Annotated in this window: 26 protein-coding genes; 17 read left to right on the top strand and 9 right to left on the bottom strand. The window is 39.6% G+C overall.

From position 1 onward, the window contains the following. The first annotated feature begins 89 nt into the window (after positions 1-89). Positions 90-704, top strand: a complete 615-nt coding sequence (locus tag C9J41_RS11770) for a LysE family translocator (RefSeq protein ID WP_107294610.1) — start codon at positions 90-92, stop codon at positions 702-704. Positions 705-913: 209 nt separating this feature from the next. On the opposite strand, the gene C9J41_RS11765 is transcribed toward C9J41_RS11770, so the two are convergent. From C9J41_RS11765 to C9J41_RS11750, 4 genes are all read right to left on the bottom strand, one after another. Continuing rightward, on the bottom strand, positions 914-2,257 hold the full coding sequence (locus C9J41_RS11765) for a TldD/PmbA family protein (RefSeq protein WP_107287892.1): 1,344 nt from the start codon (positions 2,255-2,257) through the stop codon (positions 914-916). Then, positions 2,257-3,642, bottom strand: a complete 1,386-nt coding sequence (locus C9J41_RS11760; protein WP_107207845.1) for a TldD/PmbA family protein — start codon at positions 3,640-3,642, stop codon at positions 2,257-2,259. Before C9J41_RS11760 ends, C9J41_RS11765 begins: the two co-directional genes overlap by 1 nt. A gap of 133 nt (positions 3,643-3,775) precedes the next feature. After that, positions 3,776-4,762 (bottom strand): GTP-binding protein, encoded by a 987-nt coding sequence (locus C9J41_RS11755; RefSeq protein ID WP_107207846.1) that lies wholly within the window; start codon positions 4,760-4,762, stop codon positions 3,776-3,778. Between the two features lie 182 nt (positions 4,763-4,944). Further along, entirely contained in the window at positions 4,945-5,481 is a 537-nt protein-coding gene (locus tag C9J41_RS11750) for a DUF4157 domain-containing protein (RefSeq protein WP_233217750.1), read from the bottom strand. A 359-nt stretch (positions 5,482-5,840) separates the two neighbouring features. Between C9J41_RS11750 and C9J41_RS11745 the strand changes: the two genes are divergently transcribed. Beyond that, entirely contained in the window at positions 5,841-6,308 is a 468-nt protein-coding gene (locus tag C9J41_RS11745) for a 2TM domain-containing protein (protein ID WP_107247021.1), read from the top strand. 218 nt (positions 6,309-6,526) lie between these two features. Further along, positions 6,527-8,578, top strand: a complete 2,052-nt coding sequence (locus C9J41_RS11740) for an FUSC family protein (protein WP_369917499.1) — start codon at positions 6,527-6,529, stop codon at positions 8,576-8,578. Positions 8,579-8,651: 73 nt separating this feature from the next. On the opposite strand, the gene C9J41_RS11735 is transcribed toward C9J41_RS11740, so the two are convergent. Next, positions 8,652-9,200, bottom strand: a complete 549-nt coding sequence (locus C9J41_RS11735) for a helix-turn-helix domain-containing protein (RefSeq protein ID WP_107207849.1) — start codon at positions 9,198-9,200, stop codon at positions 8,652-8,654. A 126-nt stretch (positions 9,201-9,326) separates the two neighbouring features. Between C9J41_RS11735 and C9J41_RS11730 the strand changes: the two genes are divergently transcribed. The 6 genes from C9J41_RS11730 to C9J41_RS11705 all read left to right on the top strand — a co-directional run bounded on the left by C9J41_RS11730 (position 9,327) and on the right by C9J41_RS11705 (position 15,116). Continuing rightward, positions 9,327-10,508: a benzoate/H(+) symporter BenE family transporter gene (locus C9J41_RS11730; protein ID WP_107247024.1), complete on the top strand. Its 1,182-nt coding sequence runs from the start codon at positions 9,327-9,329 to the stop codon at positions 10,506-10,508. 294 nt (positions 10,509-10,802) lie between these two features. Continuing rightward, on the top strand, positions 10,803-12,395 hold the full coding sequence (locus C9J41_RS11725; protein WP_107261276.1) for a BCCT family transporter: 1,593 nt from the start codon (positions 10,803-10,805) through the stop codon (positions 12,393-12,395). 207 nt (positions 12,396-12,602) lie between these two features. After that, positions 12,603-12,815 carry a KTSC domain-containing protein gene (locus tag C9J41_RS11720; RefSeq protein WP_107207852.1) on the top strand — a complete coding sequence of 71 codons (213 nt, stop codon included), beginning with the start codon at positions 12,603-12,605 and terminating at the stop codon, positions 12,813-12,815. Between the two features lie 167 nt (positions 12,816-12,982). Next, positions 12,983-13,975 (top strand): RelA/SpoT domain-containing protein, encoded by a 993-nt coding sequence (locus C9J41_RS11715; protein ID WP_107207854.1) that lies wholly within the window; start codon positions 12,983-12,985, stop codon positions 13,973-13,975. Between the two features lie 122 nt (positions 13,976-14,097). Further along, complete coding sequence (locus tag C9J41_RS11710) at positions 14,098-14,517, top strand: PACE efflux transporter (RefSeq protein WP_107207935.1); 420 nt, start codon at positions 14,098-14,100, stop codon at positions 14,515-14,517. Between the two features lie 239 nt (positions 14,518-14,756). Further along, a complete protein-coding gene (locus C9J41_RS11705; RefSeq protein ID WP_107294608.1) occupies positions 14,757-15,116 on the top strand; it encodes a DUF6559 family protein in 360 nt (119 codons plus the stop codon). 263 nt (positions 15,117-15,379) lie between these two features. Here C9J41_RS11705 and C9J41_RS11700 read toward each other — a convergent pair whose 3' ends face one another. Beyond that, positions 15,380-15,655 (bottom strand): hypothetical protein, encoded by a 276-nt coding sequence (locus tag C9J41_RS11700; protein ID WP_107247460.1) that lies wholly within the window; start codon positions 15,653-15,655, stop codon positions 15,380-15,382. 412 nt (positions 15,656-16,067) lie between these two features. Here C9J41_RS11700 and C9J41_RS11695 point away from each other — a divergent pair, with 412 nt between their 5' ends. Beyond that, positions 16,068-16,316 carry a DUF3297 family protein gene (locus tag C9J41_RS11695; RefSeq protein WP_045082022.1) on the top strand — a complete coding sequence of 83 codons (249 nt, stop codon included), beginning with the start codon at positions 16,068-16,070 and terminating at the stop codon, positions 16,314-16,316. A 96-nt stretch (positions 16,317-16,412) separates the two neighbouring features. On the opposite strand, the gene C9J41_RS11690 is transcribed toward C9J41_RS11695, so the two are convergent. Continuing rightward, positions 16,413-17,024, bottom strand: coding sequence for a flavin reductase family protein (locus C9J41_RS11690; protein ID WP_107294607.1), 612 nt, complete (start codon positions 17,022-17,024; stop codon positions 16,413-16,415). Positions 17,025-17,148: 124 nt separating this feature from the next. After that, the gene (locus C9J41_RS11685) at positions 17,149-17,580 is read right to left on the bottom strand and encodes a hypothetical protein (RefSeq protein WP_105062138.1); all 432 of its coding nucleotides are present in this window, start codon (positions 17,578-17,580) and stop codon (positions 17,149-17,151) included. Positions 17,581-17,974: 394 nt separating this feature from the next. Here C9J41_RS11685 and C9J41_RS11680 point away from each other — a divergent pair, with 394 nt between their 5' ends. The 7 genes from C9J41_RS11680 (at position 17,975) to C9J41_RS11650 (ending at position 25,135) form a co-directional block, all read left to right on the top strand. Continuing rightward, complete coding sequence (locus C9J41_RS11680; protein ID WP_107294606.1) at positions 17,975-20,065, top strand: TonB-dependent siderophore receptor; 2,091 nt, start codon at positions 17,975-17,977, stop codon at positions 20,063-20,065. Between the two features lie 155 nt (positions 20,066-20,220). Next, positions 20,221-20,994 (top strand): DUF3450 domain-containing protein, encoded by a 774-nt coding sequence (locus C9J41_RS11675; protein ID WP_199188106.1) that lies wholly within the window; start codon positions 20,221-20,223, stop codon positions 20,992-20,994. Further along, positions 20,994-22,361 carry a MotA/TolQ/ExbB proton channel family protein gene (locus tag C9J41_RS11670; RefSeq protein ID WP_107247456.1) on the top strand — a complete coding sequence of 456 codons (1,368 nt, stop codon included), beginning with the start codon at positions 20,994-20,996 and terminating at the stop codon, positions 22,359-22,361. The genes C9J41_RS11675 and C9J41_RS11670 overlap by 1 nt, the downstream gene beginning before the upstream one ends. Continuing rightward, a complete protein-coding gene (locus C9J41_RS11665) occupies positions 22,361-22,894 on the top strand; it encodes a MotA/TolQ/ExbB proton channel family protein (RefSeq protein ID WP_045082027.1) in 534 nt (177 codons plus the stop codon). Before C9J41_RS11670 ends, C9J41_RS11665 begins: the two co-directional genes overlap by 1 nt. Continuing rightward, positions 22,891-23,295 (top strand): biopolymer transporter ExbD, encoded by a 405-nt coding sequence (locus tag C9J41_RS11660; protein ID WP_005365390.1) that lies wholly within the window; start codon positions 22,891-22,893, stop codon positions 23,293-23,295. The genes C9J41_RS11665 and C9J41_RS11660 overlap by 4 nt, the downstream gene beginning before the upstream one ends. Further along, positions 23,295-23,951: an energy transducer TonB gene (locus C9J41_RS11655; protein WP_107291000.1), complete on the top strand. Its 657-nt coding sequence runs from the start codon at positions 23,295-23,297 to the stop codon at positions 23,949-23,951. Before C9J41_RS11660 ends, C9J41_RS11655 begins: the two co-directional genes overlap by 1 nt. Beyond that, positions 23,951-25,135, top strand: coding sequence for a CDC27 family protein (locus C9J41_RS11650; RefSeq protein WP_107294614.1), 1,185 nt, complete (start codon positions 23,951-23,953; stop codon positions 25,133-25,135). The genes C9J41_RS11655 and C9J41_RS11650 overlap by 1 nt, the downstream gene beginning before the upstream one ends. Before the next feature lie 105 nt (positions 25,136-25,240). Here C9J41_RS11650 and C9J41_RS11645 read toward each other — a convergent pair whose 3' ends face one another. Next, positions 25,241-26,050 carry a sulfite exporter TauE/SafE family protein gene (locus tag C9J41_RS11645; protein WP_107247454.1) on the bottom strand — a complete coding sequence of 270 codons (810 nt, stop codon included), beginning with the start codon at positions 26,048-26,050 and terminating at the stop codon, positions 25,241-25,243. Positions 26,051-26,076 lie beyond the last annotated feature (26 nt).

Below are 26,076 nucleotides of genomic sequence, written 5' to 3'. Positions count from 1 at the left end.
TAAGTTGTTGTTCATAAAATACGCTGAGTGATATTGTTATTTCCACTATTGCTCGCCATTTAGTAAGGCGTTAAATCAAAGGATGGTTTATGTCTATAGCAACGGGTATTGCACTATTTCTTGCGATGCTTCTATCTGCCGCTATTCCGGGACCAAGTGTGCTCGCTGTTATATCGAGATCTCTTACTTATGGTTGGAAACAAGGCTTATTAGTTGTGCTCGGAGTGGTACTGGCTGATTACATCTTTATCTTTCTAGCTTTGTCGGGTCTATCTGTGGTTGCAAACGTTATGGGTGAGTTTGCGATAGTCATAAAATATGTAGGAATTACCTATCTCTTTTGGTTGGCTTATGTCACATGGACTTCTGATGTTTCTATAACATCAACACGAGTTCATGATAAAGGGATAAAAACTTCAAGTGTGGCTGTTGGTATGTTAATGACGTTATCAAACCCCAAAGCGATATTGTTTTATATGGGGTTCTTTCCCGCGTTTATAGATCTACAGTCAACTTCACTATCAGACGTTATTATTATTTTTATGATTTCGACGATATCTGTCGGTGGGGCACTAAGTCTCTATGCTTGTATTACGTCAAGGGTAAGTTTTGTATTTGAGGGAAAGAAAGTGAAAAAGTTACTTAACAAGTTCTCTGGTGGCTTTTTAGCAACCTGTGGGGTTTTGTTGGCAACAAAGACTTAAAGTAGCGGACACCTATCTAACATGTTTGAAGTCCAAAAGATCTTAAGTAAGTAATCAGTGCCAATAGCATTAAGAGTTACGCTATAAGTAAGCACTACAAAGCTGATAGGTTAGGGGAAAGGCTAATATTTATTATTAGATAAAATAAAACCCTGCGTCTGAATAACTTATTTGAACAAGTAAACAGTCGCAAGGTTTTATCGGTTTATTTACTTACCAGCAATATTTAGGCGAGCAAAACGGATTTTGGGCGCATAGAAGCTTCGATTGTAATCGTGTTCTAATACATTACTTACCGCGTCTATTTCTTTGAGCATTTGGTAGAAGTTACCTGCTACCGTAATACCACGTACTGCTTGAATACGTTGACCATCACGGCATAAGAAACCACTTGCACCAAATGAGAAATCACCACTGATAGCATCGGCGCCAGAGTGAACACCTTGCAATTCAACAAGCTCTACATATTCACCTGCAGTGGTTTCAGCAATGCTGTTCACACCTTCAGAAATAACCGTGTGACGAGAGCCAACACCTAATCCACCTTTTGCCGAACGTGATGCATTTGCGGTGTTGTCGATCCCGAAGTAACTCGAGGTATGGCTATTGTGCAGCAAGCTATTTAGTTGACCTTCACCGACTAGAACAGTATCGCGAGTGGCAAAACCTTCGCTATCAAAGGCTTTAATAGAAAAACCGCCTTCAATATAAGCTTTGTCAGTGATGGTAATAAGTGGACTCGCCACTTGGCTACCAATCGCATCACGCCAAGGGTTAATGCCTTTCATTGCAGCTTGACCAGAAGTACACATTCCAAATGCACCGAATAAGCTACTAAGTGAGCTTAGGGTGAAAATGACAGGGTATTGTTTGGTAGCGATAGGTGAACCATCGAGTAGGGCTTTTGCCATGTCATAGCCATAGTTAATACAGAAGTTAGCATCTAACTCACTGAACTTACGACCTGATGACATACCGCCATGCATCGCTTGCTTGCCGTCTTTTTCAATTAAGCTGTAAGCATAACAGTAGGTCGAACGCTCACTGTGATGGCAAAGCGTACCTTGAGTATTGGCTAAAATCACATGGGCGTCTGATTCAGCAAAGCCATTATATGGCGCGCTTTTAGCGTCTGGTTTGTTTACTACGCCTTGCTCTAGTGATAGAGCTAGAGCGATCTTTTGATCTACATCGCCATCATCATCTTGATAAATCTCACTTAAATCTGTGCTGATTTTACTATCAATACAGCTAATGGTTTGATGTGGATCTTGCTGTGAATATTCGGCGTTCAATAGCGCGTTATCAACCATTAGATCAAGGCTCGTTGGATCTAATGACTCAGAATAGCTGGTGGCAATACGCTGATCTTTTACCACGCGGACGCCAATCACTTGTCCTGACGTTACCTTGTATTCATCGAGCTCGCCATTATTGGCTTTAAGCGAGAAGTTATTGCTACGATTAGCAATCACATCGGCACTCGCGCCTTTTTGAGTTACACGCTCAAGCACATGGTCGATGGCCTGCTGTAATTTATTTTGATCAGCCATTAGTTACCACCTCCCACAAGAATATTATCAACTTTCAATGCAGCTTGACCCACAGTTGTTGGTACTGAACCACTGACAGAACCACACATACCTGCCGCAAGGGCAAAATCATTACCAACCATGCTGATTTCTTTTAATACTTTAGGACCAGTACTAATTAGAGTTGCAGATTTTAAAGGTTTAGTGATTTTACCGTTTTCAACAAGGTAGGCTTCCTGCACTGCAAAGTTAAACTCACCTGTACCGGGTTGAACTGAACCACCCCCCATTTTCTTAGCGTAAATACCGCGCTCAACACCCGCTAGCATATCGTCAAGACTGCTATCGCCGGGTTCGATAAAGGTATTACGCATACGTGAAGTTGGCGCAAATTTATAGGATTGACGACGACCAGAGCCTGTACGAGCAAAGCCTGTTTTCATACCACCCATACGATCAACCATAAAGCTAGTCAGTTTACCGTCTTTAATGAGCTGAGTGCGTTGGGTTTCCATGCCTTCATCATCAATATTGATAGAGCCCCATTCGTTTACCATCGTGCCATCATCCACTGCGTTCACGACTGAATTAGCAATGGTTTCGCCCATTTTATCGTAGAAAACAGAGGCTTTTTTCGCAACGGAGGTGGTTTCAAGCAAGTGGCCACACGCTTCGTGGAAGATCACCCCGCCAAAACCATTACCGATGATTACTGGCATTTCACCAGAGGGACAAGCATCAGCAAACAGTTTAACCATCGCTTGTTTAGCCACACCTTGACCTAACTGCTCTGGATTGACCTTGCTATTAAATTCCCAACCTGTGAATGCGCCAGGCGCTTCATAGCCAGTGGATTGTTCGCTACCATTTTGCGCGACGGCATTAGCAGAAATACGGGTATAATGACGAGTATCCCCAATGTGCAAACCTTCAGAGTTGAAGATTTCAATCTGTTGTTCACGTTGAGCAATGTTACCGATAAACTGACTAATTTTTTCATTTTCAGCGCGAGCCGCTTCATCTGCTTGGCGAAGAAACGCAATTTTTGCTGCCATATTAGCGTCTTGGCTTAATGGTAACTGGCAACTGTGTTTATTGGAAAATCGGTTTAAATTCAAACTTCCAGCAGATAAAATTTGTTCACGTTTATCTTTTGCTGCCAGTAGGCTAGTAACGCGTTTCAACTCTTCTTCGTCTGTGCTGTTGGTGTAGCCGTACAGAACTTTAAATCCGAAAAATAGACGAATACCAATACCAAAGTCGATCCCTGAGTTGATTTTATCGATTTCACCTGAAATTAACTGCACAGAGTTAGATTGGTGATGTTCAACAAAGAGTTCGGCAAAATCGGCACCTAAAAATAGCGCATGATCGATGACTGCTTTTGCAGTGCTAGGGTTTAGCATGTGTGCTCCCTTGTGTTTTTATAAGTTCCATTTAATAAATTAGCATTTTTTTATCGTTTATTCCTGCTATTACTCTAGTAGGTCAAACCAATTAAACCTTGCTTGTTTGATGAGTGATCCTGATGGTGTTTGCTTAAGGCAAAATAATAGAGCAAAGAATGTGTTCAAGCTCATCCCAAGGTAAAACTTCATTATCAATCACTTCAATGCGGGATTCAAAACCTTCGAGTGATAGTTCGTTAACCGATACCACTTGGTTGACAACATTAAAGGCAAAACAACCATTTTCAGTATTTACGACAGCCTTTACACGGTTCGCATTTAAGCTTGAGAATAGACTGAAAAGCTTTGAAAATTCAAAATGTTGATCAGCGGCAAAGAACCAACCACAACTGTGGAATCCTTGACCGTGGTTTTCTTTACGTATGAATTGCTGCCCTGGTAATAGCTCAATTTCTGGCTCTGGAGCAATATCGTGGTGGTGATCGTCGTGATGATGGTGATGGCTATGTTGTGCAGCACGATCAATACGTGGAATATCAAGCCACTCTAGTTCTAGTTTACCGAGTTCTACCTCACCGATTAAGGCTTTCTTTGGCTCTGCTTGTTCAATCGCTGATTGGAAAGTGAAAAGATCGTAGTCATCACATTGGTCGATCTTGTTAGCAACGACAACGTCGGCAAGAGCAAGCTGATCTTGGAAGTTTTCATTATTAGTATAGAAACTATCAGCAAAGTGACGAGGGTCAACAAGGGTGATGGTGGCACGTAAATCGACGTAATCTGCATACATGCCAGAAGTTAGCTTGTTGATCACTTCCTTTGGATGACCTAATCCTGTTGGCTCTAACAGTAAGCGATCAGGTTTTTGCGCCAGTAGGGCATTAATACCAACAGACATGGGTAATCCAGCAACACAGCACATGCAGCCACCAGGAACTTCTTTGATAATGGCGCCTTGTTGTTCGAGAATTGCGCCATCGACGCCAACATTGCCAAACTCATTGATAAGAATTGCCCATTTTTCATTTTCAGGTTTACGAGCAAGAAGAGAAAGAATCGCAGTTGTTTTACCAGCACCTAAAAAGCCAGTAATAATGTTGGTTGGAATACGTTTCATGTTGTGCTGATCTCTATACGTCTACATTCTGTAATTTGTTTATTCTACCGTATGTTACAGAGTAACGGTATCTCGCTGAATAAAGCAAAAATGTGGATGTGTTGAGTCATTAATTTGATAAAGATGAATAGGAAGCCTAATGGTTGGCTTCCTGATATTGTCTTTGATCGCGGGAGTTGAAACTAAATATAATTTTTCGCTTCACTGTATGCTTCGATCTCTAAAGGCGTGCTGTTGTAACCGTAGATATAAATTTGCATCAAGTACTGACGAATTTGCTCTTGTACACCGCGTTGCTCAAATTGACGAACATGAATCAGTTCATGGGCTAATAGCTCGCGATTATCTCGTTCTTTATTTTTTATCCAAATACCATATCCATAGGTGTATCCCGCCATGTTAGGGCCCGCATAACCGGATTTTTTGGCTAATTGTGCTAATGTTGGATCTGTAGGGAATGGAAGTGTGTTGCTGTAGTAAACATGCACTTTTTCTGGGTGTTTAATACCGATACGTTTGGCAATAGCTAATGCTTGCTCATTCAGTGGTTGACCTTTTTCTTGCGCGATTTTCTCTTGTTGTTTTACATATTCTGTCGCTGCGGGAAGAATAGCATTAATGCTCTCTGTTAATTTAGCAGGTGGGTTAGCGTAAATTTCATCTCTGTTAATACACCCTGAAATTAATAGTGTGAACATGAGGATACATGCCAATCTCATAACGATTCCTTGTTAAGTTTTCGACTTTCTTGTGTTAGTAGGCATCGTATATGAGTGCATACTTGAGTGTTCCACTTTTACATAATAATACGAGCTATTTCACGAAAGTTGGAAAGAGTGATGTAAGCAGAGTCTTTGGGAGTGAACTTGTTAATGAAGACTTTAAAATAGGTATTATTGATAACGGTTAGTTGCGTGTCAAAAACGTCAAATTAGCTGTGAAGAAAAATTATTTTATTTCATTGGTAATTTTAACTTGCTGATAAATAAAGGTTGTCGTGTTTATGTCAGGCTTGTGACGTGATGTTTTTGATAAGATATCGTTAGGCTTTGGCGGAAAGTAGCAAAAAGGATTTGTAATGATTATTCGAAAATTACGATTACAACGTGGTTGGTCTCAAGAGCAACTTTCTCAATTAAGTGGATTAAGTATTCGTACGATTCAACGTATTGAGCAAGGACAAAAAGCGGGGCTAGAATCACTCAAATCTTTAGCTGCTGTGTTTGAAATACAAGTATCAGACCTTCAAATGGAGCCGCCAATGAATAAAGAAATCAGTGTCACAGAAGACGAAAAAAAAGCGCTTAACTATGTTAAAGGTATTAAAGGATTTTATTCGAATCTAACTACGTACGTATTAGTCATAAGTGCACTCTTCGTAATTAATTACTTTACGAGCCCTGGTTATTGGTGGGCGGTATGGCCTGCACTGGGCTGGGGGATTGGTATTGTGAGCCATGCGCTTAGTGCGTTTGAAGTCCTTAATATTTTCGGTCCTGAATGGGAGAAAAAGCAAGTCGAGAAACGCTTGGGTCGAAAGTTATAACCTTAACTGTAAGTTATTATCCCCGATTAAAATAACTGCATAGAGTGGTTAAACCTAGAGCCCTATACTTTATAAAAACATAATAAAGGTAGGGCTATTTTTATATATAGCTATTGTTTTTTATGGTTGTAAATAGGTAAACAAGTCTACATATGCGATATCGTTTTAACGACATAATCATGATAGGTTAACCAATCATGTAAGTGATATGTTCTGGTGTGTTAATGCTCTCTTCCGTCGTCCGTAATATCTGGTATACCCCCTCAGTTAACTTTGGTTTTCGTGCATTCAGTGCAATGTTATTGATTATTTTAGTTGGTCTAATTTCTGGACAAGTCAATTATGCAATGACGGCATTAATGACATTACCAGCCGCTTTAATTAGTGGGTTAGATATTGCAGGACCGAGACGTTGGGCGCGTTTTTTGATCTCATCAGTGGTGTGGATTAGTGCGTTGTTATTGTCTTATTTTATGCTTACTTGTGCTATTCCATTGTGGGTTATTTATGGGGTGTTATCGATATTAGCGGCAGGCTGTGCCCTTAATGGTCCGTTTTGGGGGCGGTTGGGTATCTCTAGTTTATTGATTACTGTTATGGCCTTGTCACTGCATAACTCAAAAGCTGACATGTATTCCTATTTGATGCTGGTTTTAGGTCCATTAGGTTTTGCTTTATTCAGTTGGGCTTGGTTTGCATTATGGAAACACTATGCGCTAAAAGTCGGTTTAATTGCTATTTACGATCAGCTTAATGCGTTTTTTAAACACCGAACCCAGTTTTTATTGGGTGAAGATATCGAGAAAAAAGCAATAGAAACCAAATATCAATTGATTGAATTGTTTGAGCAAGCCGTTCAATCAGAGTCATTTCTATTATCAAAAAACGATGTAAATTCTTTAAAACAAGAGTTATTTATTGCCGCTGACATTTTTGAAGGTTTGATAAGTTGCCATACCAGAAATAAAGATCTGATCAGTCAGTTTCAACATGATAAAGAGAAACGTAATCTGTTGTTGAAATGGAGTGAAAATTGTCAGCAGAGGTTATTGTGTAAAGCGAAAGCGCTTCAACATACACAAGTTATACTCCCTGCAGAATCGTGTATTGCCATTGCAGATCAATTAATAGAGGCAGTTCAAGCAGAGTTAAATCATCAAACACGGTTTCGTTACTGGGCGGCAAGTATTAAATACCTCTCTCGTCGTATTGAACTTGAACAACCAACGTTCGAAAGACAAATTGAAATTCAACCTTTTGAATTAGCTTGGCATTGTCCAAAGAAAAATAATCCAATATGGCGACATGTAGCGCGTTTCTCGATGATTTTCACCTTGGGTGCTTTTATTGCTGACTCATTTCATTTAGCGCATCCAGAGTGGGTATTTATTTCAATTATAATGGTTATCCAACCGAGTTTTTCATCGATCAGAAGTAAAATATGGCAAAGATGGCTTGGTACAGGCTCAGGTTTATTATTTGCGACTGGGTTGATTTTCCTTGGTATCTCTGATCTCCAAGTTTATATACTGTTAACCATACTACTGACAGTTGCGATGTTTAATATTCTTAAAAATTATGCACTTGCGGTTGGTTGTATTACAGCGATGTTGGTGTTGGTGTTCCAAGTTATCGCTAACAGTGGCATTGATATTGTTGTTCCTCGAATGATAGATAACCTTATTGGGTGCTCTTTAGTATTAGTGGGCTACAGCTTACTTTGGCCACAATGGAGAGGAAAAGAGATCCACGCTCAATCGATTAAAGCACTTCAAGCATCTAAAACCTTATTCTTAATGTGTTATGAGGAACTTCAATCTGAAAGTAATAAGATTGAGCCCACTCAATTTGGTAAACAACGTTTGGAGATGATGTCCAAAGAGCGGGGACTGGAGCTGATTTATAATGAGATGCAGAATGAGCCTCGTTTCACACGCCGTGATCCTCAATACTATGAAGAGATGCTCAGTCATTATCGTTTGCTGTCTCACTATCTATGCTTACTTATTCCTCTTGCGAGAAATGGAACCACAATACATAGTCTAACGGATTGGGAAGGGACGATTAATCTTGCAATGGACGCTTTGATTTCAAGCATTCAAGGTGAAAAAGTCATTGAGCTTCCCTATTTTGATGAAACAAATATACCAATGACTTCAGATAAACCGACTAATGAGCAAGCAGCCTATGAGTTGGTTTGGTTATCTTTAATGGCTGTAAAACAAATGCATGATCTCGTGCGTGATAAATACTTACAAGCTGCTAGTTAAGCTAATAATTGGGCAATGAAGTGTTTAGGAGAGAGTGAACAACTGTTTACTCTCTTTTTATATGAATATAAATCTAGTCTTCATGCATGACTGTTGAGTAAGAAACGATGTTATGAAATATAACGGTTTCTGTCACTGCGCGATAGTCATGAGGTTTATCTGCCTCAAATCGAATACTTTCACCTTTGGATAAATAGTGCCATTTATCATCAACATACACACCTAACTCTCCCTCAGTAACAACAGAATGCTCAATGGTTCCAACCTTGTGTGGTGACGAATGTTGGGTATGAAAGTGGGTTAGTGTGATTTCGAACATCTCAAATTTAACCGTAGGATCATAAGCGATTAACGTCTTCACATGCATATCGATATCGGCTGGAAAGATCCGTCCATCAGTATCATTTTGATCACTAAAAAAAGCAGTGAATGATGAATTCAAACCACTCGATATCTTCCACAAGGTTGCCACGGTTGGGCTAGATTCTTTACGCTCTATTTGTCCAAGCATGGCTTTGGATACACCCGTTAACTTTGATGTTGCATCTAGGCTAAGTTTTTGTTTCTCACGCAATGCTTTTAAATGTTTCGATATTCTGGCTTTAAAAATGTCTTCGTTCATCAATTTTCCTGTTGTGCGCTATAACGCACAATGATAAGGTTCCGTCTGTGCGCTATAACGTACAAATAAACCTATCTGTATCGTGCGCTATAACGCACATGATAGCATTGTTCTAAGGAGTAGAAAATGAACGATCTGAGATTTAATTTAAGTCATATTTCAGCTGGAACAATTGCTGTTTTAGTCGGTTACACCTCGTCTGTTATTTTAGTTATTCATGCCTTAACAGAAATGGGGTTAGCCCAGTGGCAGATTAATAGCTGGTTGTTCGCTTTGGGGTTAATTATGGGTATAACCACTATCGGCTATTCTTTTTATTTCAAAGTACCAGTATTAACAGCATGGTCTACTCCCGGCGCTGCTTTTTTGATCACAGCTGTGCAGGGGTACAGCTCGGCAGATGTCATTGGCGCATTTATTGTATGTGGTTTATTGACCTTTATTTCTGGGTTAATTCGTCCACTTGCTTTGGCGTTGCAACGTATCCCATCGCCAATAACTTCAGCGTTATTGTGTGGCGTCATATTGCCTATTTGTTTAAGTGGATTCACGCAAATAGACACTCATCCAATCATGTTTTTGGTGTTGTTTAGTGTGTATATAATCACGAAACGATTTATGGCTCGATATTCGATGTTGCTGACGTTACTTGCTTCTGTAGGCATTGCGCTGTATTCCAATACCTTAAATACCGCTGCAATCCATATGGCAATGCCAACATTCTATTGGTTAACGCCGAGTTTTCATTTTCAACCGATCATTAATATCGCTATTCCTTTATATCTAATAACTATGCTGTCACAAAATATTGCAGGTTTTGCTGTACTTCAAAATTTTCAATTTAAAGTACCCGTTCGCCCAGTATTTTTAGGAACAGGTTTAGTGAATATGATTGCTGCACCTTGTGGGATCTTCACGTTGAACCTTGCGGCAATAAGTGCCGCTATTTGTATGAATGACGATATTGATGGTAAGCATAGTGATCGCTACAAAGCTGCTATCTGTGCTGGTGGATTTTATATGTTAGTGGGTATTTGGGCATCAATTGTGGTCGCTATTTTCGTATCTTTACCTGAGGGATTAGCCGATATTCTTGCTGGCTTTGCTTTATTAACTACCTTAATTAGCTGCTTGTTTAATGCATTTTCTGCCGATGAATACCGAGAGTCAGCGATACTTACTTTATTGATAACTTTATCAGGTATTCATTTGTTAGGGATCAGTGCGGCTATATGGGGAGTAGGTGTTGGCTTGTGCCATTTCAAGTTAATGCAGAGTAGAACCCCCGTATTCATTGCTGGGCGTTAAAGGGTGTATATCCACTTAACCTTAAATACAGCACAGTAAATCATTGCCTATTCAATAATGAATGGGCTGTAAACCACAGTGTTCTTGTTAACCGTCATCGTTATGATTTATTTGCACAATAAATACTTCGTGTAAAAAATAATAAGACACTGCTATTTGTCAGTTTTATGTAATTTATAACCCGTTTTTGCTGTTATTGTTTGTTGTTTATCCTCTCTGTTGTTATGGTTGCGGCGAAATATTGTTTAGTGCTCTAAATAAATATTATTAGGTTTACATAACAAGGTAGGATTTTTGAATACTTCGACGGATAAAGTAAGTAGTAAATACAGTATAGAAACGACGGATTATCAAGTTGGACAAGATAATATTCAGCGCTGGGGTTTTGATATTCACAAACCGGTGTTTGGTATTAGTGCGATATTAATTTTGCTATTTATTGCTGTGATGTTAGTTGTCGATCCTGCGACAGCAAAAACGGCATTAAATAATACGCGAAACGGTATTATGGAGCAGTTTGATAGCTACTTTATGTGGGCTGTTAATACGTTCGCAGTTTTTTGTATATTCTTAATGCTTTCACCGCTAGGTAAAATTCGTATCGGTGGTAAAGAGGCAAAGCCTGAGCATTCAACATTGTCATGGAGTTCAATGTTATTTGCAGCAGGTATTGCTAGCGGTATCATGTTTTTTGGTGTTGCAGAGCCAACGGCTTATTTCACTAACTGGTTTGGGACGCCTTTTAATGTAGAGGCTCTGACGCCGGAAGCTAAGCAACTAGCGATGGCGGGTAGTGTGTTCCACTGGGGGATCAGCGCTTGGTCTATTTACGCAGTAGCAGCATTAGCGTTAGCCTTTTTTACTTATAACAAGAACTTGCCGTTATCAATTCGATCTTTGTTGTTCCCTATTTTTGGTGATCGCGCATGGGGTTGGTTAGGCCATGCTGTTGATATTCTTGCTGTTGTTTCTACTTTATTTGGTTTAGTGACCTCTTTAGGATTAGGCGCGCAACAAGCGGCGAGTGGTATTAATTATGTTTTTGGTACTCACGGCGGCTTAGGGTTGCAGTTCGGTATTATTGCCTTTGTTACATCAATCGCGATTTTCTCTGTAATACGAGGCATTGATGGCGGGGTTAAACTTTTAAGTAATATCAATATTGTTATTGCGTTTGGGTTATTAGTTTTAGTAGCAATTTTGGGTTTTGATGTCGTTAAACATTCATTACCAGATACCTTTATGGCTTATGCGAAGAACTTTTTTGCACTAAGCAATCCTATTGGTCGTACTGATGATACATGGCGTCATGGTTGGACTATCTTCTATTGGGCATGGTGGATTTCATATGCGCCATTTGTGGGTATCTTTATCGCTCGAGTATCTAAAGGACGAACAGTAAGACAGTTTATTTTTGCCGTTCTCTTTATTCCAACATTAGTAACGATGACTTGGTTCTCTGTCTTCGGTGGTATTGCGGTAGAGCAAGTAGCGTCAAAAGTAGGAGAGTTGGGATTACATGGCCTACAAGATCTATCTCTTACTTTATTTTATGTATTTGATGCGATGTCAATGAGCCTGTTGTTATCTGTGATTTCGATTGTACTTATTTTAGTATTCTTCGTGACATCATCGGATTCCGCATCGTTAGTTATTGATAGTATTACCGCTGGTGGTAAATTAGATGCGCCAGTACCACAACGTATTTTCTGGGCAACGATTGAAGGTGTTATTGCTGCTATTTTATTATGGGTTGGTGGTGCTCAAGCATTAGAAGCATTGCAGTCTGGAGTGGTGATTACCGCGTTACCGTTTAGTTTTATTCTGGTAATAACGTGCGTGAGCTTATGGAAAGGATTGATGAGTGAGCGACACTTATATACTTAAGCTAGAAGTAAATTAAGCAATTATCCAAAAGTCGGCATTTGTCGGCTTTTTATTTTTCTAATCATAAAATTCATCAATAGTGCAGGGTGATCCATCACTGAATTTTAAAATAATTACTTTAATTAGCTTGTCGAGTACTGGCGAAAAGCCGAGCCTTTCTTCAAACTAAAGCCAGTAATAAAGTCGTGAATGAATGGAGTCACTATAATGATTAACTGGATTACTGTTGAGTCTAACGCAATTCGTAAAGTGGGTTATAGCGAAGCAAAAAATGAGCTTTATGTTGATATGGGACAGCGTCAACCTTATTGCGTCTTTTCTGAGGTTTCCAAATATGCTTTTTTTCATTTTGCAGCTGCAGAATCGGTAGAAGATCACTTCGAGAGCCATATTAAATCTGTTTATAGTCAAGTGTCATAGTTTAGTTGCTGTATATAGATGTTCAGTTATTTGCTTGTTTCTTAAGATTTCATTTTTCGAATAAAATACAGTTTGCTTAATAAGCTTGTCAGGCATATTTTAGGATAATAGAGCGTAATTATAATTAATAGAATTACGCTTATTCATCGTAAAGAGAGTAGGCAGTAATGAGCATTGCAGATTTAACCGAAGCATCTTTTTTAAGTGCAAACCGTATAAGCCAACAAGAATGGCAAGCCAGTTCGGTTGATTGGCCGACATTGCATCAAATTGGTCTTAATCATGAAGCCAATATTGAACAATTAAAAGAAACGGCTGAAATGTACGCGCGTATTATTCAGCGTTGTCAGTATGTACATTCCGTTCGCTGGCGGGTAAAAGATCCGCAGCATTTAATGGAAAAGATTGTTCGTAAAACCCAAGCAAATACTCCCACATTTAAACAAAAATATGTCGGTATTAACCCAACTAATTACGACCGTATTGTGACTGATTTAATAGGTGTACGTGCGCTGCATTTATTTAAAGAAGATTGTTTACCGGTTCATGATTATCTCTGCCAAGAATGGAAAAATGCTGAGCCACCAATTTATTACGTCCGTAATGGTGACGATAAGGTCTTTACTGAATTACCGAGTGATGTTGAAGTTAAGATTCATCCTGCGGGATATCGGTCATTACATTATGTCTTTGGTTCACAGCCGTTAAACCATACTGTTTTTACTGAAGTCCAGGTTAGAACAATTTTTGAGGAAGGTTGGACGGAAATAGATCATAAAATCCGTTACCCTAATTTTTCTCATAATGAACAAGTATGTGAATTTTTATTGATGTTTAATCGCTTAGCTGGATCGGCTGATGAGATGGGATCTTTTGTCAAACAACTGGTCAGTGAGCTAGAACAACACCAAAAATCAATTGATGAAATTACGCACAAAAGTGATGTAAACGCCCAAGAAGTAGCAGAGCTGTTTAAATTATTAGAGCAAAATGAATCAAAACAACAAGGCTCTCAAGAACTTATTGATAAGCTACGAGAACAAGTTGAACAGTTACAAACAGAGAAAAATACCTTACAGAAAGCGACAAAGCACCATGTCGTTAATAGGATAGATTTAATGGGTAAAGCGCAATGTAGGGCTGCTGATCTTATGAAATAATCGCATAACTATCCGTTTTTCGGATAGTATCTAGTTTGTTAGCCTTAGAATAATGCTTATAATTCATATATTCCTTTTAGGTATCTGTAAAATATAAAAAAGTTGTACTGAGGTTGTATATGATGAGAACACGTTTTGATCGTATTCGTCATGCTGTTTGTTTTGAAATTATTGGATTAGTGCTTTTAGTTGGTGTGTTGAGTCAATTTGGCTATGATTCTGATCATGTTGGAGCAGTTGGCATTGCGTTTTCATTTTTAGCTACAGGTTGGAACTACATTTATAATAACTGGTTTGATAAGTTAATGGTACGACGCTATAAAACTCTTAAGAAAACATCGTTGCAGCGTGTAGTACATAGTGTAGGTTTTGAAGCTGGATTATTAATTGTCACTATTCCTATTTTATCTTGGGTATTAAAGGTGTCGATTTGGGAAGCATTTATACTGGATATCGGTATGGTTCTTTTCTACTTAATCTATGCTTATGTTTATAACCTGATTTACGATAAGATTTTCCCTGTTCCTGAAGTGGTACATTAATTGGTGTTGCTACAAAAAAGCCCTCAAGTTTACTTGGGGGCTTTTTTATATTACTAACATCGATATTCTTACTGTTTAGCATCTAGCATTGTCCTTACGACAGGGTGCAGTGTTACAAATTGTAAGTTTTAGTTATTAATGACTAACTAGCCAACACAGGGTTTGACTTGATTTGTTATGCTTGTAATGTATCTGGATATAGCGAATTATCCATATATAACATTGCAAGTTGAGGGATCATGTTTCGATATATCCAACGCCGTAGAATAAAAAAAGTTATTAAGATCCTTTCGCCTATCTTATTAAAAGGTTACGGAAGCCGTGATTATTTCACGATTGGACAAGTAGAAGCCAATATAAAGTCACTTTGCAAACGTCAACAACAGATAGCATTCGCTTTGTTTGCTGATCCTAATGCGCTGGATTTAACAAATAATACTGAACTACACCAAATTCGTTTCGATATATCTTACGATTTCTTTTTAGCCGATGAATATAACGCTCGTGATGTTCTCAACTTACTTGGTAAAGGTGGATGGAAAGGTGGTCGTATGGATGACGACATGTCGAACCGAATGGGAATGACTAGTCGTTACTAATAATGGTTCTGGTTTAAAAAGTGAGTAATAATTTGATCATAGTTGCTTATTTTACGGCGTATTTTCTTACCATAAATAAAGGGATGTTTGCGAGTTTTGTATCTAGTGGTTTTACATTCTCGCAGTCAGTTCAGAGCGGTGCTAAATTATCCCCGAGATTTAATCCTTAACCCGTTTTTAATTGCCTAGGTACCTAAAGTTATACATAGATGCGGTAATGAGTAGGGTATCTACTTATTTAAGCTCTTCAACTAGCGTGTATTTTACTTGTGCGGGACAGTGGTTTGCCAAAAGGTTATGCTCACTGGATTGGGGATTAACGTAAATCCGTAATAATAGTATGTTTTAGCTTGCTCAAAATCTCTTATCGCATTTTGGATACTTGGATCAAACGCCAACGTTGCAAGTAATGTTGCCGTGGTATCGAAATGATTTTTAATTTCAGATTTCTTGATTTCTCGGATAGAAATTAATTGCTCGATAGCGCGATCATAAATAGCATCTTCGCTGATCTCTGGACTTTTCCACGCAATATACATACCAGAGATAATGACGGAGCATGCGCATAAGAACGATAAGTATAGCGTGATCTTTTTGGCTATTTTTATATGGAAATCATTCCTTTGTAATATAAATTTGCCATTTATAAATTATTCTATATGCCGATAAGCATTTTTTATTATTATATGTAAGGCATTGCATTTGATGGAATGTTGTTGCGATAAAATTCAGATTAAATGAATGAGTATGCTTTTATTGCATCGGGATAGTGTGAATATTCACTTATATAAGAGTGTAATAAATAGTGAATATTTCTAAGATGTTAATAAAATTTAGGCGTTCTGGGTTGTAGGTAAGGCTTCAAAAAGAAATAGGTTCTTTATCTATTGAGCGTAAACGTTATATTCTCTACAATACCGACGTTTTTTATTAACGATAGAATTTTTGATCATGACAGATACTACATCACAACCAGCATTACCAGATCGTCTTTCAGGTAACCCTCGTAGCCCTCACCACGTGGCAGAGTGTTTCAACTATGACATCGGCATTCGTCTTAACGGCAAAGAGCGTTTTGATGTTGATGAGTACTGCATCAGCGAAGGTTGGGTGAAAATTCCTTCACCGAAGGCACTAGATCGCCGTGGTCAGCCAATCTTGATCACACTAAAAGGCACGGTAGAAGCATTCTACAAGTAATAAGTGTTGATTAATGAATCAATGAAAGCCTAGTTTTCGAACTAGGCTTTTTTTTGCGTATAATCTGAGAAAATAAATTCACAGTTGGAAGCCATGTTATTTCGGTCTTGCGACTGAAAAGGTCTTTTCCAATACTGCGTATTCACTGCCGCCTAAGCGTGATAACGGATTTACCTTTAATGCTTCAATTACTAGGCGCTTTTGCTCACTATCGATAACTTCGTCATCAATGTAGATCTGCTTAATTTCAGCGAAGATCAAGCTTTGTGGTGTTTCCCCAACCTCTTTCACTTCATATAGGTGACAACCAAAGGCAATAGGGCAATCTTTTAGCCTTGGTAGTTCAAAGCCATCAAAAGAGGAGAGCTCTAATTGGGTGTGTTCAACCTCAGATTCGCCATACTCTAAGGTAGCAGCGGTTTGAGTGACTTGTTCTGCTAACGCAATATTAGCGATATGTACCACCATCTTTTTATTGGCAATAACGTTACGCGTAGTGTCTTTGATTTCTCCGCTCGGTTTTTTACCCACAGAAAACATCAATAATGGTGGGTTACTAGCAACTGGGGTGAAATAAGAAAAAGGGGCAAGATTGTAGTTGTGCTCACCAGAATCTGTCAGAACCCATGCGATAGGACGAGGGATAATGGTTTGTGTCATTAAATGGTAGATATCAGTGGGAGATTGTGTGGATAGATCAAGGTACATGTGCAAATCCTTCGCGCTGAAAAGTTCTTATCTATTGTACTGCGAATGAAGGTTAACTCAATGTGATCAAGTTAGAATGAATAGACAATAAAAAGCCGACGGAGAAGTCGGCTTTTTACGAAAATTACGCTTTAATTACGTTTTTAAAATGTTTTTTCTTTGTAAATAAGAAATCAACATCAGGCGGGAAATCTTTGTTCGTTTTAGCGTGCTTCATCATATCAAATACTTTGAATTCAGCTAACACGGCAAATTGGTAAGGTTCGAAGCTTTCGCTGTTTGCCTGAAGTGTTGGATCGTAGTATTTACCATCTTTGAAAATAATCGCTTGGTCAACGATGGTGTCTTCATTACAACGATAGCCAAGTACGTAACGCTCACCTTTGCAATAAATCACATTCATATAGCTGTTGTAGAAGGTTTCATTTTCAGTTGCAGTGCAGGTTGCCAGCATTTCTGGATCCATTGCTTCTACTGTCACAAGACGGACTTTTTCAGCAATAAAATTGCGTTCATTGAGTTGTTGGTGAATAGCTTCAAGACTTAGTTGAGTCACATTAAATACCGCGAAATGAATAATGAATAAAAACGGGCAGATTATACGACTGTTAATGATAAATGTCTTCGTTAAAAACAGTATTGGGTACGGATTAATAAAGACAACTGAAAAAGAGACGACGGCAAAACGAACAAAATGCGGCTTTCAGCCCGAATAAATTTTCAAGAAATCTTTACGAATGCAAAGAATGTAAATTTAATGCAAATGGTAATGGTTATCACTTATATTCCTTTTCATCGTTTGGTAGGCACTTTATTACTTACCACATAGTAGCCATGATTTGCTCTTTATATTATTACAAACAATACCTATTCAGCAGTGATAGGTGCTGAGAGTAACTCTGATGTGGCTTCACTTTCAGGTTATATCTTTATTTTGGAGTTAAAGGAATATGTTTTCTAAAAGCCAGCTGACGTTGTTAATTGGTGCGGTACTTTCTGCCCCTGTTGCTTATGCAGAATCAACAGAAGTTGATGAGCACATGGTCGTAACAGGTCGTGATTACGGTTATAAAGCCGATACCAACTCTACAGCGATGCGTATGGAGATGACTCAGCTAGAGACGCCAGGACAAGTTGCAGTAATTGATGAACAACTTATCGATGAACAGCGTGCGAGCACGCTAGGTGAGGTGTTACAGAACGATGCAAGTATTTCAGCTGGTGGAACAGGCCGTAACCGTGAACGTTTCTCTCTACGTGGTTTTGAACTTGGTAGCAGTAGCGGTTTCTTGCGTGATGGTCACCAACATTGGTCTCACTACCGTCAACCTGTTGAGCTTTTAGAGCGTGTTGAAGTAATGAAAGGCCCTGCAGGTCTTCTTTACGGTAAATCTGCACCTGGTGGTTTAGTCAACATGGTTGCTAAGAAACCAACTCACGAAACACAAGTTAACTTTAGCCAAGATGTTGGTTCAAATAATCATACACGTAGTGTGTTAGATGTGAGTGGGTCACTCAATCAAGACGAATCACTTCGTGCTCGCGCTGTTGTTGCAAAAGAAGATTATGATTCATGGCGTAAGTATGGTGATGGTTCAACACCTTCAACCGATCGCTTTGTTGGTGGTCTATTTGTTGATTACGACATAAATGAAGATGTGACATTGTCACTACACTACGATCGCACTAACGATAAAGGAAGTGTAGATTCTGGAGCTTACATTGTTGATGGTAAGCCAGTATTGGGGCGTGACCATGTGTGGGATGCACAGTGGTCAAAAATTAATAATGAAGTAGAAAACTATGGTTTTGATGTTAAAGCGCAACTAACAGATGTTTGGGCATTAAATACAGGTTTTAATTACCAAGACTTTACACGTCACGATGTGGAAAGTTACCCGAACTTTGCAAACTTTGAAGAGTCAGGTTTAGTAAAGCAAGGTGGCAATGATCGCCACGATCATTGGGTATTTAAAACCGCTTACGCTGATTTCGTCGGTGAATTTGATGCACTTGGCATGCAACACCAGTTACTCGTTGGTTCTAACTGGTTAGGCTACAGCTACGATCGTTTCCAACGTTCATTTAATTCTGTAGAAGTAGCACCAAACCAATCTACACCAGTACCTAGTTACAAATCGGGTAAGCCAAAAGAATCTCACTCTTCTTATAATGCTTGGGGTTTCTACGCACAAGATATGGTAACGATTAACGATTACTGGCAAGTACTTGCTGGTGTTCGTTTTGATCGTCAAACACAAGAAGGTAAAGCGGCGGAAGAAGCAGTATCACCTAAAGTGGCTGCGATTTTCCATCCAGCAGAAAACGGTTCAATTTACTTAGCTTACTCTGAAAGCTTTGAGCCGCAAGGTACGGTAACATCAGGCTCTACGAACTATGTGAATGATGGTGAACAACTTGATCCGCTTCGTGGTAAGCAATATGAGCTAGGTACTAAGTGGGAACTACTAGATAATCGTCTGTTTGTATCGGGTGCAGTATTTAACATTACGCAAGAGAACTCGACGATTGATGTTCAAGTAGGTAAAGATCTGTACGAGAAAACTCAAGCGGGTGAGCGTGTTCACAACGGTGCAGAACTTGCGCTGCAGGGTAACGTGACAGATAAGTTAAGCATGAGCGCGTCAGCAATGTACCTTGATGCGGAATACACCAAAGATCAGAAGTACCAAGGTAATCGTCCTGTTGACGTACCAGAATTCGCTGCAAGTGTTTGGTCTACCTACAAGGTAACACCGGCAACCGATGTTAACCTTGGTGTTATTTACGAAGGTTCACGTTTTGGTGATGCTGCGAATACCTTTAAGAAAGACGGCTATACACGTGTTGATTTAGGTATGGCTTACACGTACAAGTACGATGATAATTTAGATATCATTGGTCGTATTAATGTAGAAAACGTATTTGATACTGATTACATGGCTGGTGGCGGTTCAACAAGCAAAGATTATGTTGGCGCAACGGGTGTAACACTTGGTGAAGGTCGTAACTTTATGGCTACGCTTGAGTTTAAATACTAATTTGTAAATATTGTAACTAAGGGGGAGCCATTGCTTCCCCTTGTTGCGATTAAATGCTATTTCACTATTTTTGGTCGTTGTACGATTTAACTTTTTATTATTACTTCACTTTTTTATTTTTTGCGATTCAAGATTACTCATTATTAAGTTTGATTATGAATTTTATTAAAACCAGTTTAGCGGTTGTGATTTTAAGCATCACAACTGGGGTACAGGCATCGAGCCTTGATACAGCACGTTCTATTGAAAACAAAACCAATACGGCTTCAGCATTAAGCCAAGATAAGATTGATCGTAATGCTGATTCGGCTATCGCGATGAAAGCACAAATCGAGCAATTACAAGAAGAGCTTAAAAACCTGACGGTCTATCACGATCACCTTGCGCGTATGGTTGATAATCAAACCCAAGAAATGGCCTCTATTCATGAACAAATAGAGAACATTAAAGAGACGCGCCAAGGTGTTGTACCTTTGATGTACCAAATGATTGATGGTTTATCGACTGTTGTTGAGCAAGATAAGCCTATCAAACATGAACAGCGTTTAGCGCGTATTGAAAAGTTGAAAACGATGATGTCGCAAGCTGATATTAGCGATGCAGAAAAATTCCGTCGTATTCTAGAAGCCTATCAGATTGAAATGGATTACGGCACGAAATTGGGTACGTACCAAGATAAAATTACGTTAGAAGACGGTAAAACAATCGAGGCTGATTTACTGTATCTCGGTCGTATTGCATTTGTCGCTCGTAGCTTAAACGGTAGTCATTACTGGAGTTGGAACAGTAACAAACAGCAGTGGCAGGCACTTGATACAAGTGAAGCTGCAAATATTGATAAAGCGTTTGCAATGGCGAATAAGCAAATTGCACCAAGCCTATTACGTTTACCTATCTCAGCGCCCCTTGCTAACGTGGAGAGCAAATAATGAAATTAAAAGCGTTAGCTATTGCACTCTGTATGGCATCGGTTCCGTTCACAGTATCTGCTGAATCGGTTGTACAGCAAGCGAAACAAGAAAATGTCTCTCAACAGCAACATAATGTGCAACGTGAAGCTGAATTTAGTCAAGAAGCACAGAAAATTCGTCAACAACGTGATGCATTATTAGCGCAACGTAATGCGTTAAAAAAACAAACAGAATTACTGAGCCAAAGTTTTAGTACCAATGAAGCAGAACTTGCGAAATTAGAACAGCAACTTCAATTAGATTCTGGCAGCCTTGGTGAGTTATTTGGTGTCGTTCGCCAAACAGCAAAAGAACTAAAAGCCGAGCAAGGTTACGCTGTCACTGGTGTTGATGTGACGAAATATATCCCAGTTGTTGACCAAATCGTTGATGCGAAAGCACTGCCGTCTATGCCACAATTAAAAGGTTTGTGGCAAGCAATGGAATCACAAATCGTTGCAAGCGGTGAGTTGGCAAAGGTGAACGTACCATTTATTAATGGTGATGGTGAGCAAACCACAGAAAAAGCATTGCGTTTAGGCGCATTAGGTCTAGTAGCTGAACAGGGTTATTTAAAGTGGGATGGCCCTCGCCATCTTGCAACGGCTTATCAACAACAACCTGAAAATGGCCCACAACTTTCAGATTTAGCTGCAATAGCGGCGGCAGGTAGTGAAAGTATTGCTCTTGATCCTTCTCGTGGTGTGATATTAGAGCAATTAGCCAATGCACCTACGCTGGAAGATCGTTTAACAGCAGGTGGTGTGGTCGGTAAAATTATTCTACTTTTATTAGCTATTGGTGCGGGTATTGCCATTTTCCGTGGCGTTAAATTAGCGATTATTAATCGTCAAATTAAGCAACAATTAAAAAATCCAACTCAAGCTGGAAATAACCCACTGGGTCGTATTCTTGCTGTGTATAACAAAGAGCAAAATCGTAGCGTAGAAGCGTTAGAATTACGTTTACTTGAAGCGATTGTTGATGAGCAGCAAGGATTAGAAAAAGGCTTATCGATGCTTAAACTGTTTGCGGCTTTAGCGCCAATGTTAGGCTTACTGGGTACGGTGACGGGGATGATTGAAACCTTCCAAGTTATCACGCAGTTTGGTAATGGTGATCCTAAAGTGATGGCGGGTGGTATTTCAATGGCATTGGTAACGACCGTTCTAGGTTTGATTGCCGCGATGCCTTTATTGCTGGCTCATAATGTACTAAGTACACAAGCTGAAAATATTCGATTGATCCTTGAAAAACAAGGGATCAGCTTAGTTGCTCAGCAAGCTGAAAAAAACGAATCTTCTCAGACATCTAACCGTAACGTATTAGCAGAACAGGCAGCATAATGGACTTCAGCGTATTACATGGCTGGTGGTTTTCGCTTTCTCATTTTATGGCGCAAGGTGGCGCCATATTATGGTGGCTTGCTGCGGTTGTTGCGCTATGTTGGCTTTTGGTTATTGAACGCGTGATTTATTTATTCTTCTATTTTCCAAAGCAAAAAGAGCAGTGGTTAACTAGCTGGATGGCTCGTAAAGATCATTCCTCTTGGCATGCATGTGCAATTCGTGATGGCTGGCTTAATGAAGCAAAAATTGCCCTTAATCAGAATTTAAATTTTATCAAAGTATTAGTCGCAATCTGCCCCATGCTAGGTTTACTTGGCACAGTGACGGGGATGATTTCTGTCTTTGATGTAATGGCGACGCAAGGTAGTAGTCAACCTCGTTTAATGGCATCCGGCATTTCTTTAGCAACCTTGCCAACAATGGCAGGGATGGTTGCGGCCTTAGCGGGTATGTTTGTTCACGCACGTTTATCTAAAGCTTGTCAGATGCGTGAGTTTAAATTAGAAAAATTATTAAGGAGTCAGCAATGAGACTCAGCCGCCGTTCTTCAAATCGAGAAGATGCACAAATTGATTTAACATCAATGCTCGATATCGTATTTATTATGCTGATTTTCTTTATTGTAACGAGTTCGTTTGTACGGGAATCAGGCGTAGAAGTTAACCGCCCTCAAGCAAGCCACGTGGTAAGCCAAAAAGACGCAGGGATCTTTGTTGCAATTACTTCAGCAAATGACGTTTATATTGATAAACGTGTTGTTGATGTAGAACGTGTTCAAGCAACATTAGAACATATGCTTACAGAGCAACCTGATGCTTCTTTAGTGATCCAAGCGGATGAGCATGCCTATAACGGCACTGTGGTTAAAGTGATGGATGCAGCAAAAGGAGCTGGGATCAAAAATATCGCATTGGCGGCGGAGAAAAATTAATGATCCGTCTTTTAATGGCTTTTCCATTAGCTATTGCTGTAGCGTTAGGACTTTTTACTTTTATGGCATGGATGGTAGATAACGGTAATCATCAAAAGCCTGATAATAAAGAAGTGCTAGCGTTCAACATGGTAATGATGGAACAAGAGCAAGCACCTCAACGGCGACAGCGTGCGGTGCCACCACCACCTGAAACACCAGAGCCACCGCCAGAAGCAAAGCCGGTATCATCAAGAGCAGCAACCGCAAGTGTTCAACCTGTTGCGTCTACGACAAGCTTAGGGTTGGATACAGCGGTTACAGGCTTATCGATCAAGATGCCGAAATTTAGTGATTTTAGCAGTGCATCGAATGCGGTAGGTGCGCCGACTATCGGTCAGAGTCAGCAAGCTATGCCATTGTATCGTGTTGAGCCAAGGTATCCGCCCCGCGCGCTAAAACAAGGTAAAGAAGGTTACGTTATACTGAAATTCACGATTGATCCTCAAGGCCGACCAATCGATATTGCAGTGCTTGAAGCAAAACCTAATCGTTTATTTAATAAAGAAGCGATACGTGCATTGCGTAAATGGAAGTACCAACCACAAGTGCAAAATGGCAGTGCTGTATCACAGCCAGGTCAGACGGTACGTTTAGAATTTAAGTTGAATAAATGATGAAAAGATTAGCATTTATTATCGCTTTAACCGCCGCAGCGAGTTTGCCTTTATCATCTGCTTACGCGGGAGGTAAATTGTCGCAGTCAATTGCCGTTAAGGTTCAAAAAGCGAATAACTTACAGCTTGATGATAAGGTTAATCAGGCGATTGATTTACTTGTCTCTTTAAAGCCGATAGAGCCTTATGACAAAGCATTTGTTCAGCGTATGTTGGGCGTGTTTTATTGGCAGCAGGGCAATCCATCAAAAGCGATAAGCAATTTATCTAAAGCAGTTAAGAGTGGCTTATTACAAGATGATCAAGCATGGGTTACTCAGCGTATGCTGGCTGATATTTTACTTTCTGAGCAAAAATACAGCCAAGCACTACCACATTACTATCAGCTAACAAAGCATATTCCAAAATCACAAAAGGGCGATGAACTATGGCTGCGTATTGCCCAATCACATTATCAATTGAGCCAGTGGTCAAAAGTCCTTTCTGCAATGAAACGCTACGATGGCTATAAACGTAAAGATGAAATATCGCCGTTGTCGATTAAGTTGGGTGCTCAGTTGCAACTAAAGCATTGGAATGGTGCAACTTCGACATTAAATCGTTTGATTGCAATAGAGCCAAATAAGCTCAATTGGTGGCAGCAATTAGCCAATATACAATTGCGAGCAGGGAAACCTGCAGAAGCATTGAGCACATTAAAATTAGCAAAATATCAAGGTGTTAAGTTAACGCAGCAAGATTTACATCGCCTAGCGCAACTGTATGCTCAGCGTGGTATTCCTGAACGTGCTGCTAAACAAATAGCAGAGCTCGAAGGCGCAACAACTAATACAAGGTTGCTCGTTGAACAAGCTAACTATTGGCAGATGGCAAGAGAGTGGCAAAGTGCTATCAATATTTGGGAAAAAGCAGCCCAGCGTAATAACCGTTATCGTTGGCAACTTGCACAATTGTTGTTGCAGGAAGGGCAATATCAAAAAGCGTTAACTGAGCTTAATAAGGTTAAGCGTAAAGATAAACAGTCTGATGTTGAGTTGGCGAAAGTCCGTGCGTATTACAAGCTAAATAACTTTGATAAAGCGATTATTCATGCCAAACAGGCAAATAATATAAAGCCTTCATCGGCAGCATCGAGCTGGATAAAATATTTATCACAAATGCGTGAAATGGAACAAGCTAGCTGAATATTGTCTTAGCATTTCACCCTGAGCGAATAAAAAAATGAGTGTGTTAACTTAATAATCACTAAGTTAACCACTCATTTTTTTATTCTAGTGCACATGCTTGGTTTAACTAATCACCATATTTGTCGCCATTGCTAGTAATAATGCTGAGAAGATTTTTTTAATGATTGGCACAGGTAAATAGTTTGTTGCCTTAGCGCCTAGCGGAGCGGTAAACCAAGAAGTACAAACAATACCAAATAATGCTGGTAGATAAACAAAACCAGCAAAGCCATCAGTAAGAGAAAGATAGCTAATGCCTGAGCTGACATAACCGATAGAGCCAAAGAGTGCGATAACAATGCCACAAGCAGAAGCACAACCGATAGCTTTCTTCATATCGAGAGAGAAGAAGGTTAACAAAGGCACTAACAGTGCGCCGCCACCAATACCAATCATGGCCGACAATCCGCCGGTAATTGTTGTTAAAAAGGTAAGAACAAAATTATTGGGCATGTTACGTGTTGTTGCTGTCTCTTTTTTTGTACTGCTATAAAACATCTTCAGTGCAATGAGTGCCACACTGACAGCAAATACAATACGAACAACATTACTCGGTAATAGAGCCGCTAAAAACCCACTGATAAGTGCACCTAAGGCAACACCTGTCATTATCCATGGTGCTAGGTTCCATGGCACATTGCCATTTTTGTGGTGAGCGATGGCAGAAGACGTTGAAGTGAATAATATGGATGCTAAGGAAGTAGCAATAGCGACGATAACCACTTGTTCAGGCGGTAAAATGGCGAAATGAAGCAAGATAATACTCAGAATGGGTACTATAACAAGTCCTCCTCCTATACCTAATAATCCTGCCAAAAATCCAACACCACTGCCAAGTAAAGCGCAGTATATTATTAACAATAATTCATTCATTTCTTTGTCTTCTTATATGTGGTTAG

The sequence above is a fragment of the Photobacterium sp. GB-50 genome, from assembly GCF_003026755.1.
Lineage (GTDB): Bacteria > Pseudomonadota > Gammaproteobacteria > Enterobacterales > Vibrionaceae > Photobacterium.
The sequence above is the reverse complement of the archived record's forward strand: the minus strand, read 5'-3'. Positions and strand labels throughout refer to the sequence as shown.

Bases quoted from the DNA above. Each gene is read 5' to 3' on its own strand.
- C9J41_RS11770 (WP_107294610.1), top strand. From the start codon at position 90: ATGTCTATAGCAACGGGTATTGCACTATTTCTTGCGATGCTTCTATCT.
- C9J41_RS11765 (WP_107287892.1), bottom strand. From the start codon at position 2,257: ATGGCTGATCAAAATAAATTACAGCAGGCCATCGACCATGTGCTTGAG.
- C9J41_RS11760 (WP_107207845.1), bottom strand. From the start codon at position 3,642: ATGCTAAACCCTAGCACTGCAAAAGCAGTCATCGATCATGCGCTATTT.
- C9J41_RS11755 (WP_107207846.1), bottom strand. From the start codon at position 4,762: ATGAAACGTATTCCAACCAACATTATTACTGGCTTTTTAGGTGCTGGT.
- C9J41_RS11750 (WP_233217750.1), bottom strand. From the start codon at position 5,481: ATGAGATTGGCATGTATCCTCATGTTCACACTATTAATTTCAGGGTGT.
- C9J41_RS11745 (WP_107247021.1), top strand. From the start codon at position 5,841: ATGATTATTCGAAAATTACGATTACAACGTGGTTGGTCTCAAGAGCAA.
- C9J41_RS11735 (WP_107207849.1), bottom strand. From the start codon at position 9,200: ATGAACGAAGACATTTTTAAAGCCAGAATATCGAAACATTTAAAAGCA.
- C9J41_RS11730 (WP_107247024.1), top strand. From the start codon at position 9,327: ATGAACGATCTGAGATTTAATTTAAGTCATATTTCAGCTGGAACAATT.
- C9J41_RS11720 (WP_107207852.1), top strand. From the start codon at position 12,603: ATGATTAACTGGATTACTGTTGAGTCTAACGCAATTCGTAAAGTGGGT.
- C9J41_RS11715 (WP_107207854.1), top strand. From the start codon at position 12,983: ATGAGCATTGCAGATTTAACCGAAGCATCTTTTTTAAGTGCAAACCGT.
- C9J41_RS11710 (WP_107207935.1), top strand. From the start codon at position 14,098: ATGAGAACACGTTTTGATCGTATTCGTCATGCTGTTTGTTTTGAAATT.
- C9J41_RS11705 (WP_107294608.1), top strand. From the start codon at position 14,757: ATGTTTCGATATATCCAACGCCGTAGAATAAAAAAAGTTATTAAGATC.
- C9J41_RS11700 (WP_107247460.1), bottom strand. From the start codon at position 15,655: ATGTATATTGCGTGGAAAAGTCCAGAGATCAGCGAAGATGCTATTTAT.
- C9J41_RS11695 (WP_045082022.1), top strand. From the start codon at position 16,068: ATGACAGATACTACATCACAACCAGCATTACCAGATCGTCTTTCAGGT.
- C9J41_RS11690 (WP_107294607.1), bottom strand. From the start codon at position 17,024: ATGTACCTTGATCTATCCACACAATCTCCCACTGATATCTACCATTTA.
- C9J41_RS11680 (WP_107294606.1), top strand. From the start codon at position 17,975: ATGTTTTCTAAAAGCCAGCTGACGTTGTTAATTGGTGCGGTACTTTCT.
- C9J41_RS11675 (WP_199188106.1), top strand. From the start codon at position 20,221: ATGAATTTTATTAAAACCAGTTTAGCGGTTGTGATTTTAAGCATCACA.
- C9J41_RS11670 (WP_107247456.1), top strand. From the start codon at position 20,994: ATGAAATTAAAAGCGTTAGCTATTGCACTCTGTATGGCATCGGTTCCG.
- C9J41_RS11665 (WP_045082027.1), top strand. From the start codon at position 22,361: ATGGACTTCAGCGTATTACATGGCTGGTGGTTTTCGCTTTCTCATTTT.
- C9J41_RS11660 (WP_005365390.1), top strand. From the start codon at position 22,891: ATGAGACTCAGCCGCCGTTCTTCAAATCGAGAAGATGCACAAATTGAT.
- C9J41_RS11655 (WP_107291000.1), top strand. From the start codon at position 23,295: ATGATCCGTCTTTTAATGGCTTTTCCATTAGCTATTGCTGTAGCGTTA.
- C9J41_RS11650 (WP_107294614.1), top strand. From the start codon at position 23,951: ATGAAAAGATTAGCATTTATTATCGCTTTAACCGCCGCAGCGAGTTTG.
- C9J41_RS11645 (WP_107247454.1), bottom strand. From the start codon at position 26,050: ATGAATGAATTATTGTTAATAATATACTGCGCTTTACTTGGCAGTGGT.